The organism is Glutamicibacter sp. AGC46 (assembly GCF_053543715.1).
In genome coordinates this window covers 281,396-292,187 of record NZ_JBLVOJ010000024.1, presented here as the reverse complement: position 1 = coordinate 292,187, position 10,792 = coordinate 281,396, and the positions used below count along the sequence as shown (strand labels likewise).

The 10,792-nt window shown below is 59.1% G+C and carries 10 protein-coding genes; 9 read left to right on the top strand and 1 reads right to left on the bottom strand.

Translation table 11 applies throughout. The features are described 5' to 3' along the window. The first annotated feature begins 27 nt into the window (after window positions 1–27). From ACNPM8_RS13425 to hutI, 3 genes are all read left to right on the top strand, one after another. A complete protein-coding gene (locus tag ACNPM8_RS13425; protein ID WP_448940001.1) occupies window positions 28–1,167 on the top strand; it encodes a carbohydrate ABC transporter permease in 1,140 nt (379 codons plus the stop codon). After that, window positions 1,164–2,111 (top strand): carbohydrate ABC transporter permease, encoded by a 948-nt coding sequence (locus ACNPM8_RS13420; RefSeq protein ID WP_105661767.1) that lies wholly within the window; start codon window positions 1,164–1,166, stop codon window positions 2,109–2,111. Before ACNPM8_RS13425 ends, ACNPM8_RS13420 begins: the two co-directional genes overlap by 4 nt. A 136-nt stretch (window positions 2,112–2,247) precedes the next feature. Next, a complete protein-coding gene (hutI, locus tag ACNPM8_RS13415; RefSeq protein ID WP_105661768.1) occupies window positions 2,248–3,435 on the top strand; it encodes an imidazolonepropionase in 1,188 nt (395 codons plus the stop codon). A 575-nt stretch (window positions 3,436–4,010) separates the two neighbouring features. Here hutI and ACNPM8_RS13410 read toward each other — a convergent pair. Continuing rightward, window positions 4,011–4,637, bottom strand: coding sequence for a class I SAM-dependent methyltransferase (locus ACNPM8_RS13410; RefSeq protein WP_448937492.1), 627 nt, complete (start codon window positions 4,635–4,637; stop codon window positions 4,011–4,013). Between the two features lie 98 nt (window positions 4,638–4,735). Between ACNPM8_RS13410 and tpx the strand changes: the two genes are divergently transcribed. From tpx to ACNPM8_RS13380, 6 genes are all read left to right on the top strand, one after another. Then, window positions 4,736–5,233, top strand: a complete 498-nt coding sequence (gene tpx / locus ACNPM8_RS13405) for a thiol peroxidase (RefSeq protein WP_105661770.1) — start codon at window positions 4,736–4,738, stop codon at window positions 5,231–5,233. Between the two features lie 427 nt (window positions 5,234–5,660). Further along, complete coding sequence (locus ACNPM8_RS13400) at window positions 5,661–6,563, top strand: SIS domain-containing protein (protein WP_448940000.1); 903 nt, start codon at window positions 5,661–5,663, stop codon at window positions 6,561–6,563. Between the two features lie 10 nt (window positions 6,564–6,573). Beyond that, window positions 6,574–7,512, top strand: coding sequence for an ROK family protein (locus ACNPM8_RS13395; RefSeq protein ID WP_105661771.1), 939 nt, complete (start codon window positions 6,574–6,576; stop codon window positions 7,510–7,512). A gap of 26 nt (window positions 7,513–7,538) precedes the next feature. Then, entirely contained in the window at window positions 7,539–8,441 is a 903-nt protein-coding gene (locus ACNPM8_RS13390) for a 1-phosphofructokinase family hexose kinase (protein ID WP_181148824.1), read from the top strand. A gap of 11 nt (window positions 8,442–8,452) precedes the next feature. Next, window positions 8,453–9,295: a class II fructose-bisphosphate aldolase gene (locus tag ACNPM8_RS13385; protein WP_448939999.1), complete on the top strand. Its 843-nt coding sequence runs from the start codon at window positions 8,453–8,455 to the stop codon at window positions 9,293–9,295. A gap of 207 nt (window positions 9,296–9,502) precedes the next feature. Then, window positions 9,503–10,756 carry an extracellular solute-binding protein gene (locus ACNPM8_RS13380; RefSeq protein ID WP_105657188.1) on the top strand — a complete coding sequence of 418 codons (1,254 nt, stop codon included), beginning with the start codon at window positions 9,503–9,505 and terminating at the stop codon, window positions 10,754–10,756. Window positions 10,757–10,792: the final 36 nt, after the last annotated feature.

Sequence of the window (10,792 nt, the reverse complement as noted above, 5' to 3'; positions counted from 1 at the left end):
TGGGCGGGATTGTAGGAGCCTGAACGCATGTCTGAATACTTCCAGTGGCTGGCTGGCGTTCCGCCGCTAGTCCAAGTGCCGATCGTCCTGGTTGCCTTCGCGGTCTTGATCGCAGCGATCCTCGCCTTTGTCGAGATAGCGACCAAGGGCGGACGGGTTTTCGCCGTCGTGCGCTTTGCCGCCGCGGTCTTGGTCCCGGTGGCGATCCTGCTGGTCCTGGGCCTGTACAACTCCGTGATGTGGGTGGCCGCGCTGGCCGCGGTGCTCGGTGCGGTGCTGTTTTTCCTGGACCGGCGCTCGCGATCCGGCGCCGGCTCGCTGCTGCAGCTGTCCGGTTTCCTGGCTCCGGCCATGCTGCTGCTCGCTATGGGCTTGATCTACCCCACGGTCCGCACCGCGGTCAGCGCCTTCATGGCCAACGACGGATCCGGCTTCGTCGGCCTGGGGAATTTCCTCTGGGTGTTCACCAGCCCCGATGGCCTGACCGCCCTGCTCAATACCCTGGTGTGGGTTCTGGTGGCGCCCGTGGTCTCCACTATCATCGGATTGGCCTACGCGGTATTCATCGACAAGAGCCGTGGCGAGAAGTTCTTCAAGCTGCTGGTGTTCATGCCCATGGCGATTTCCTTCGTTGGCGCATCGATCATCTTCAAGTTCTTCTACGACATCCGCCAGGGCGAGCAAATAGGCGTGCTCAACGCGATCATCACGGCATTCGGGGCCACCCCGGTCGACTGGCTCGGGCTCGAACCGTGGAACACGTTGTTCCTGGTGGTCATCCTGATCTGGACACAGGCGGGATTCGCCATGGTCATCCTGTCCGCGGCCATCAAGGGCGTGCCCGCAGAGCAAATCGAAGCAGCCTCCCTGGACGGGGCCAGCCCATGGCAGCGTTTCGCCAATGTCACGCTGCCGGGGATCCGCTCCACCGTCATCGTCGTATTGACCACCATTTCCATTGCCTCGCTCAAGGTCTTCGACATCGTCTCTTCGATGACCGGCGGACGCTCGGATACAACGGTACTGGCATTCGAAATGGTGCGCCAGTTCCAGCTCGGGGCACGCACCGGCTACAGCTCGGCCCTGGCCGTCATCCTGTTCATCCTGGTACTGCCGATCATCATCTACAACGTCCGCCAGCATAAGAAGCAAAGGGGAGTCCGATGAGCACCGTCAGCGAATCCTCTCGACGCCTCTTGGCAGCTACCGAGAAAACCAGCGGGAAACTGCGCAAAGCCACCACCTCCCGCGCAGCCACCATTGCGGCGTTCATCATTGCCGCGGTGTGGACCATCCCCACCTTCGGCCTGTTTGTCTCCTCCTTCAGGCAGGCTGATGACATCAAGACCTCGGGCTGGTGGACGGCCCTGTCCAACCCTTCATTCACGCTCGATAACTATGCGCAGGCCTTTGCCTCCGGCGACAGCCTTCCGCTGTCCAAGGCGTTCCTGAATTCGCTGGTCATCACCATTCCGGCGGCGATCGTGCCGATCCTTGTCGCCAGCTTGGCTGCCTATGCCTTCGCGTGGATCAACTTCAAGGGGCGCAATACGCTCTTCGTTCTCGTTTTCGCCCTGCAGATCGTTCCGATCCAGATGGCGCTGGTTCCGCTGCTCCAGCTGTTCTCGGACGGAGTGAAGATCGGTGGGCTGTATATCCTGCCGGGCTTGGGAGTCAACGGGTTGGATGGCGCCTACGCCAAGGTCTGGATTGCCCACACGATCTTCGCCTTGCCGTTGGCGATCTTCATGCTGCACAACTTCATTTCGGAGATCCCCGATGAGGTCATCGAGGCTGCTCGTGTTGACGGAGCCGGGCACGGGAAGATCTTCTCGAAGATCGTCCTGCCCCTGTCGATGCCGGCTATTGCTTCCTTCGGAATCTTCCAGTTCCTCTGGGTGTGGAATGACCTCTTGGTTGCGACGGTCTTCACCTCGGGTGGAGGCTTGCCGATCACGAAAGCGCTCCAGGACCTCTCGGGTACCTACGGGCAATCCTGGGAGCTGCTCACCGCAGGCGCTTTCATCTCGATGATCATTCCGCTGGCGGTCTTCTTCGCCCTGCAACGGTTCTTCGTGCGGGGATTGCTGGCAGGTGCCACCAAGGGGTAACCCTGGCCTGCAGTGGGAACAATGGGGTGCCAGTCTGAAATCCCAGACGGGCACCCTATTGTTCTGCCCCATAGGCAACGAGCCATGGGTAGGCTCTTGGCTAAAGGATTGGAAATACCACGAAGGCGGAGCGCTCATGGCAACCTTGTTGCTTACCAACATTGGACAGCTGACTACGGTTGACGCGAAGGGCCGCGTGCTGGAAGACGCGGCGGTGCTGATCGAGGACGGACTGGTCGCATGGATCGGCAACATGGCGCATGCACCTGCTGCAGGACACGGGATCGATTTGGGCGGCCGTGCGGTGCTGCCCGGTTGGGTTGATTCCCACAGCCACCTGATTTTCGGCGGCGACCGCGCCGAGGAGTTCGTAGCCCGCATGGCAGGCCAGTCCTATGCCGCTGGAGGCATCGCGGTCACCACATCGGCCACCGGGCAGCTCTCGGACAAGGAACTGGCCGACCTCGTGGCTGATCGCCGCCGTGAAGCTCTGGCGATGGGTACCACCTGGATGGAAACCAAGACCGGCTACGGCCTGGCACTGGAAGAAGAAATCCGGCATTCGGTGCTGGGCAAGCCGCTGGTCGATTCCCTGACTTTCCTTGGCGCTCACTTGGTACCGGCAGGATGGGATGCCGATGACTACACCGATTTGGTCACCGGACCGATGCTGGATGCCGTGGCGGCCTACGTCGACTTCGTGGATGTCTTCTGCGAACGCGGCGCATTCACCGAAGAACAGTCGCGCCGGGTCCTGGACGCCGCAAGGAACAAGGGACTGGCGACGAAGGTCCACGGAAACCAGCTGGGTCCAGGGCCGGGCGTGAAGCTGGCCGTAGAGTTCGGCAGCCACTCGGTAGACCACGTGAATTACCTGGACGAACAGGACCTCCATGCGCTCGCCGGAAGCTGGGCTGGCTGGGACACTGCAACAAGAACAGGGACTGCGGGCACCGTCGCCACCTGCTTGCCCGCCTGCGACCTGTCCACAAGGCAACCGCTGGCCCCGGGCCGTGCACTGCTCGATGCAGGCGTGCGAATCGCACTGGCAAGCAACTGCAATCCGGGTACCAGCTACACGAGCAACATGAACTTCTGCGTGGCTACCGCAGTGCTCCAAATGGACCTGACCCTGGCTGAAGCCATCGAGGCGGCAACCTACGGAGGGGCGCTCGCGCTGGGCGTTGCCGACCAAGTGGGATCTATTGAGATCGGCAAGCGCGCGGATCTGCATGTTCTTGACGCGCCAGTTGCTGCGCATCTGGCGTACCGTCCTGGGATGAACTTGACCCACAGCGTGTATCGGGCCGGCAAAGCGATCTAGAGCTATGTGAGAGCCCATCCAAAATTTGTCTGGATCGCGCGCGCCCAGGGAAGGGGGATAGGGGCGGCAGGGATCCGGCCGCAAGGATTCTTCGGCCCCGAGCCGTGCTGCGGATTGAAGCAGTCCAAGCCGTAAGCAAAACTAGGACTCTGCATTCTGTCCGACTGCTCGATGGAAGCGATGAGAAGCCTTCAATGCCTGCCCCTGCTGGCCACGCAGGTCCGGTACTCCCAATTCCCGACGACTGGTGGCGGCTTCTGGCGAGATCGAGGCAAGCCTCCGTGCCTTCCCGGACTGGTAGCTTCCTAGCGCTGGGAAATCAGCGTCTCGTGCCCGGAGCCATGGGCAATTCTCCCGCTTGGCTCAGCACAGTTCTGCATGGGGATGCCCACTGTCCCAATGTCACTGAGAATAAAAGAGGCTTGCCTGCGGCTCGTGGAAACCGATTAAATGGCAGCTGCTCTTGCAAAGTCAGTTGGCTACGAAACAGCGGTCGCATTTAGGCAGCGATTCCAGGCCTTGAAAAGCTTGCCGCCTGTTGAATACCTGGCGGCGTTTCGCAAATAGCCACGAGGCTAGGAGGGCAGAATGAATATTCCATCGGGGCTCTCGAATCCTGAACGCTGACCGGTGCGCGCGTACACGCTCACCGACCATTGGGAGCCAGAACGGTAGGGAGCCAAATGCCAGTCGGCGAATCGCTGCACGAGCTGCAGCGAGGTTCCTTCGCGAAGTTCGTCCTGGTCTTCCGGTCCGCCGTTGGCATGGCGGGTGGTTCCGACAACGAGTACGCCCGAGACGCTGAGCACCTGATCGGCTAAGTTGAAAACGCCTCGCAGTTCATCGCGAGAAATGAAAGCAGGCACATTACCGGTCAACAATATGGCGTCGTACGTCCTTGGCAGGTCATGCTCGTCCAATGAGCCCAGGGCCAGCTGGTTCGCCGATTGCTGCCGGAACCAGCTCCCGTCGAATAGCTCTGCAGCTACATCCAGCACTTGGGGTGTGGGATCTATGCCGTAGCCACGGTGTCCCAAGCGGCGCAAGGCGTTGACGGTGTTGCCTACCCCGCAACCGATATCGAGAATTCGTGAATTGCGGCGGCAGAGCATGTCGGTGAAACGGGCGACTACTTCCAAATCAGTGCCGTCAAGGGTCTGAGCACGCATCTTCGCTGCGTATGAATCGTAGTCGGGGCCCATGTCCACAGTTTTGCATAGGAACGAGAGGTGAGCGACTTGTTTGCGCTAGCAGGCAAAAAATATAGCTCCGGATTAGGCATTCATGATAAACAGGACCTATGGCTAATACTGCTTTCAAGGGAACCCCTGTACAGACTATTGGTGATCTGCCGGCCGTTGGCTCGCAGGCTCCAGCTTTCACTCTCACCGACACCGGCCTTGCAGATGTCACCAGCGAATCGCTGGCTGGCCGTCGCGTTGTCCTGAACATCTTCCCGTCGGTTGATACCGGCGTTTGCGCTGCCAGCGTGCGTCGCTTCAACGAATTGGCTGCCGGCCTGGAGAACACGACCGTGGTGTGCGTTTCTGCTGACTTGCCATTCGCACTGGGACGCTTCTGCGGTGCCGAAGACATCGAGAACGTTACCGCTGCTTCGGTCTTCCGTTCCGACTTCGGTTCGGACTACGGTGTGACCCAGGTTGACGGTCCACTGGGTGGCTTGCTGGCCCGTTCGGTTGTTGTCCTGGATGAAGACGGCAAGGTTGTTTACAGCCAAATCGTCCCGGAGATCACCACCGAGCCGGACTACGATGCAGCCATCTCAGCACTGAACTAGATATTGTTTGCACCGGAAACGGTGCATGAAAGCCCGCTTGAAAATTTTTCAGGCGGGCTTTCTTTATGCCCAAGCCGGTAATCCCATCGGTCGATCAAGCCAAATCTCACGTGGCTTGTGGTGGGAACACATTTCGCCGAGGTTGATCATCAGTGGACCGGCTATCGGACGAGCAGAATCTGCATGCCTGGAACAACGCGGTAATTTCCTCGCTGACTAGTTAATTCCCATCAATAGTCGATTGCTGCCGCACTTTTGGGAGCGGTCTGCCACTGGCGGGAATTGGAGAATTTCTGGGCAGGCATTCTCAAGACGGGTTTCTCACCCTATACTCGAAATAGATTGTTTCTGACTGTTATCATCTAAAAATAATCATAAAACATCAATCCTGATCTGTCGGGCACTGCATGCCAAAAGGAGCAAACGCATGAGCGAGCGAACCGTGCTAGGCGCACATATGGAAGAAGAGCTGGTCTCGCAACCAGAGATGTGGCGTCGTGCAGTAGCGCAGCAACAGCGCGAAAACCTGTTGCCGGCCAAGGGCGCGAAGGTTGCCGTAGTGGGATGCGGGACATCATGGTTCATGGCTGAAGCCTATGCCGCGGCGAGAGAAGCAGCAGGCCACGGTGTGACTGATGCCTTCGTCGCATCTGAAGCGCGTATCGCTACGCGTGACTACGATGCCGTGGTTGCGATTACTCGTTCGGGCACCACCTCTGAAGTGCTCCAACTGCTGGCCGAACTCGATGACAGCATCCACACCGTAGGCATCATCGGGGACGTGGCCTCGCCCATAGTGGACAGGGTCGATGCCGTGATTCAGCTGCCTTATGCCGATGAGCAGTCCGTCGTCCAGACGCGTTTTGCTACCACTGCCCTGGCTTATTTGCTCTCCAGCGTGGGGGAAAAGCTGGATCACGCAATGACCCAAGCCGAAGCGCTGGTGAACTCGCCAACACCACAAGAACTAGTGGACGCAGAACAATTCACCTTCCTTGGACGGGGATTCTCCGTGGGCCTGGCCCATGAAGCCGCCTTGAAAATGAGAGAGGCTGTCCAAGGGTGGACCGAAGCCTACCCTGCAATGGACTACCGTCACGGGCCGATCGCCATTGCCGCGCCCAACCGAGTGACGTGGATGCTCGGCGAACAGCCCGAGGACCTGGATATCCAGGTGCGCAGCACTGGCGCCATCTACATCAATGAAGACCGTCACCCGTTGGCCGAGCTTGCCTACATTCACAGGGTCACCCTGGACCGGGCGCGTGCCCGGGGGATGGACCCGGACCACCCGCGCAACCTCACGCGCTCGGTGATTCTGGAAGGCTGAGTACTCAGCCATGTTAAAGCGATATCTGCTCTTCGATGTCGGCGGCACCGACGTTAAAGCCGGGCTGGCCACAGAAGAAGGTGAAATTCTCCGGGTACTGCGAGAACCTACGCGCAAGGCATCCCCGCAGCTTGCCGCCCAGGTACTCGTTGACCAGTTGCTCGGGCTCGCAGCCAAGCTCCGTGAAGCGAATGACCAGCAGCCGGCGGCAGCGGGCCTGGTGGTCTGCGGATTGGTAGACCCGGTTGCCGAGATGGCAGTGTTCTCAGCGAACCTCGGCTGGCGCGATGTTCCGATGAAGCGGCTGGTCTCTGACGCGCTCGGACTGCCTGTGGGCTTCGGGCATGATGTGGCTTCGGCTGCCCGTGCAGAACTGGAGTTAGGAAGCGGCGCACACGACGACGCACTGCGGCGCAACAGCGCCATTTTGATCATAGGAACCGGGATTGCGTCGGCCTTGGTGGTCGACGGCCGTCTCTTGGAAGCTGGCGGGTACGCAGGGGAACTGGGGCATGCGCCGGTCCCCGGAGGCCTGCTCTGTGCTTGCGGTGCCACAGGCTGCCTGGAAACCCTCGCCTCGGCCGGTGCCATCGCACGAAGATACGAACAAGCCACGGGAACATCGGCCGGTGCCAAAGAAATCTTCGCCGCCCGGGCCGCTGGAGACGCCAAAGCGGCAACGATCATCGCGGAGGCCATTGAGGCTCTGAGCTTCACGCTGGCTCAACTATGCTCATCAACCGCGCCAGAAGGAATCATCATTGGCGGAGGTTTGGCTCAAGCCGGGCCATCGTTCTTTGCTGAGATAGAACAATCGCTAGAACGGCGATTATCTTTCCAACGCAGACCACGGATTGTTCCGGCGCGGCTTGGCGCGGAGGCAGGGTTGCAAGGTGCCTTGCTGCTCGCCCGCCAGGCAACACATCCCGGGGCAGGGCGCCACCCATGATTCTTAGCTTCACGCCGAATCCGGCCATGGACGAAACCTACTTGACCCCGAATTTGAAGCTGGACTCCAGCCACAGGGTCACGCTGCAGCATCGCCAAGCAGGTGGCAAGGGGATCAACGTAGCCAAGGTACTGCACTCCCAGGGCATTGACGTCGAAGTCATATGTCCGCTGGGTGGCAGCCTTGGAGAGCAATTCGCTGTCGAATTAGGACAGCAGGGCATTGCGATCAATCCGGTTCGCACTTCTGTCCCCACCCGCCGCTCCATGGCTTTCCATGACGCGGAGTCCGACATGACGAGCATCTTCAACGAAACAGGTACCGCGCTGGCAACTGCCGAATGGTCGCGTATAGAAGACGAGTTCCAGGCCTTGCTATCGACAGCGAGCGCGGTGGCCATCTGCGGATCCTGGCCACCGGGAACTCCCAAGGAAACAATCAGCAGGCTCATTGGCCACGCCACCGGCCAAGGACTGTGGACTGTGGTGGATACCAGCGGGCCAAACCTGCTGCTCGCTGCCAAATGCGGGGCAGTTCTCAAGCCCAACGATCATGAGCTGCGCGAGGCCACCGGTTGCGCCAGCATAGGTGGGGGAGCGCGGGAATTGCTGCGTCTTGGCGCCCCGGAAGTCTATGTCAGTGCCGGGGCCCAAGGGCTGTACCACTTCACCAGGGAAACACCGCTGGTCGCCCATGCCAAACTCAACCGAACGCTGTCCGGGAACCCAACTGGGGCAGGGGATTCGGCCGTGGCCGCTATCGCCTCGGGGTTTGTGCAGCTGCTGAACCGGGAAGCGATCTTGCGACGGGCTGTCGCCTGGTCCGCGGCTACGGTACTCATGCCAACTGCAGGGAGCCTGTCACCCCAGCACATCGAGCTGGCTAGAGACACCAACTACCGCATTATCCCTGCGAACGAACAAATCTAAGGAGCACGACCATGCCATTGGTTCCCACCAGCCAAATTATGGATCAGGCAGTAAAGCAACGCCGAGGCCAAGGAGCTTTTAATGTTATTCACCTCGAGACCGCCCAAGCCATAATCGGTGGTGCTGAGCAGGTCGGGTTGCCGGTGATCTTGCAGATTAGCGAGAATTGCGTGAAATACCACGGTGGACTCCACGCGATTGCCGCTGCAACACTGGCATTGGCCGAATCTGCCGAAGTCCCGGTGGCTGTGCATCTGGATCATGCCGAGGATGAATCGCTGGTATACCAGGCAATGGATCTGGGATTTGGATCGGTCATGTTCGACGGCGCCAAACTGCCCTTTGAGCAGAACGTTGCAGCCACCATACGAGTAGTGGAAGCCGCCCATCGCCAAGGGGTCTACGTCGAGGCAGAACTTGGAGAAATTGGCGGAAAGGACGGTGCCCACGCTCCTGGGGTACGCACCGACCCTGTCGAAGCACGGCATTTTCATTCTCTGACAGAGGTTGATGCCCTCGCCGTGGCCGTCGGTTCCTCGCACGCCATGCTTGAGCGATCTGCCAGCCTGGACTTGCCACTGATTGAGCAGCTTTCGTCAACGCTGGCCATACCAGTGGTGCTCCACGGGTCATCCGGGGTCCCCGACACTACGCTGGTCAAGGCGATTAACTCCGGCATGCGCAAGATTAATGTTTCCACGCACCTGAATGGATTCTTTACCCGTGCCGTGCGTGATTGGCTCGAAGCCAATCCTGATGCCGTTGACTCACGCAAATATGTGGGCGCTGGCCGCGCAGCCTTGGCCTCAGAAGCGGCCCGCCTGCTCCGCCTCTTTGCCTTGCTTGAGCACTAAACTGGCAAAGAAGCATGCATTAATGATTACTTATGAGCTTTTTCGAACAAGTTAAATCTCTAAATATCAAAATTCTCTTGACCTGTGATCCGTAACACTTCATACTTTTTAGTGAATCTGACTTTTCTTGATTTATATCGGCAAGAAAAGTCACGAATTATTCACACTTGCATCGATGCAAAAGCATCACAGCGATGAGGAGCAACCATGAAACGTACGACGCGAACCGGGGTTCTCGCCCTTTCAACAGCCGCGGCATTGCTACTGACCAGTTGCGGTTTTTCTGATAATGGTGGCGGATCCGCGGATGCTTCAGGTGGCACTACGACCTTGAACATGCTCGTACCGACTTACTCGGATGGGACCAAGGGCCTCTGGGAAGGCGTAATCGCTGACTTCGAAGCCGAGCACGAGAACATTGACGTCAACCTCGAAGTCCAGTCTTGGGAAAACATCGAGGGTGTGCTGAAAACCAAGTTGCAGGGTGGACAAGCTCCTGACATCTACAACGGCGGAGCCTTCGCGGAGTTCGCTGCCGAGGGCCTGCTTGCACCGGCAAGTGACATTGCCTCGCAGGAAACCATCGATGATTTCCAAACGACTTTTGCGGACGCGGAGAAGTTCGAAGGCACCCAATTCGGTTTGCCATTGATCGCTTCGGCCCGGGCTTTGTTCTACAACAAGGCCCTGATGGAAGAAGCCGGCGTTGATGCCGTTCCTACCACTTGGGAAGAACTCCATGATGCATCGAAGCTGATCAGCGAGAAAACCAAGGCCGATGGTTACGGGATGCCCCTGGGCAGCGAGGAAGCCCAGGGCGAATCGCTGATCTGGTTCGCCGGAAACGGTGGCAGTTTCGGAGACTCGCAGAAGATCTCGGTGAATACGCCGCAAAACCTCGAAGCGGCCGAGTTCATGAAGAAGATGGTAGACGACGGTGTCACCCAGAATGATCCCGGTGCCACACAGCGTACCCCGATGCTCAACACGTTCGTCCAAGGCAAGCTCGGCTTCGCCTACGCGCTGCCGCAGACAATCGGGCAGATTGAGGACGAGAACCCGAAGCTGGACTACGGTGTGGCTGCCGTGCCGACGAAATCCGGTGAGCCTGCAACGCTGGGTGTTGCCGATCGCTTGATGTCCTTCAGGAATGACGGCAGCAAGTCTGCTGCCGTCAAAGAATTCATGGACTACTTCTTCTCCGCTGACGTCTACACCGATTGGGTGAGCACCGAAGGATTCTTGCCAACGACGAAGTCCGGCTCCGAGAAGATGGCTGGAGACGAAACACTCACGCCATTCCTGGACATGTTGCCTAACGCGGTCTTCTACCCGACGACAAACCCGGCATGGAACGCCACCGATGGTGCATTCAAGTCACTGATGGGCGAGTTGGGGACCGGCAAGTCTGCTCAGGAAGTACTCGAGAGCATCCAAGCCAAGGCCGACGCCGCAAGCTAGGAACTGCTACCGGAAGCATTCCACGGCAGGGCCCGC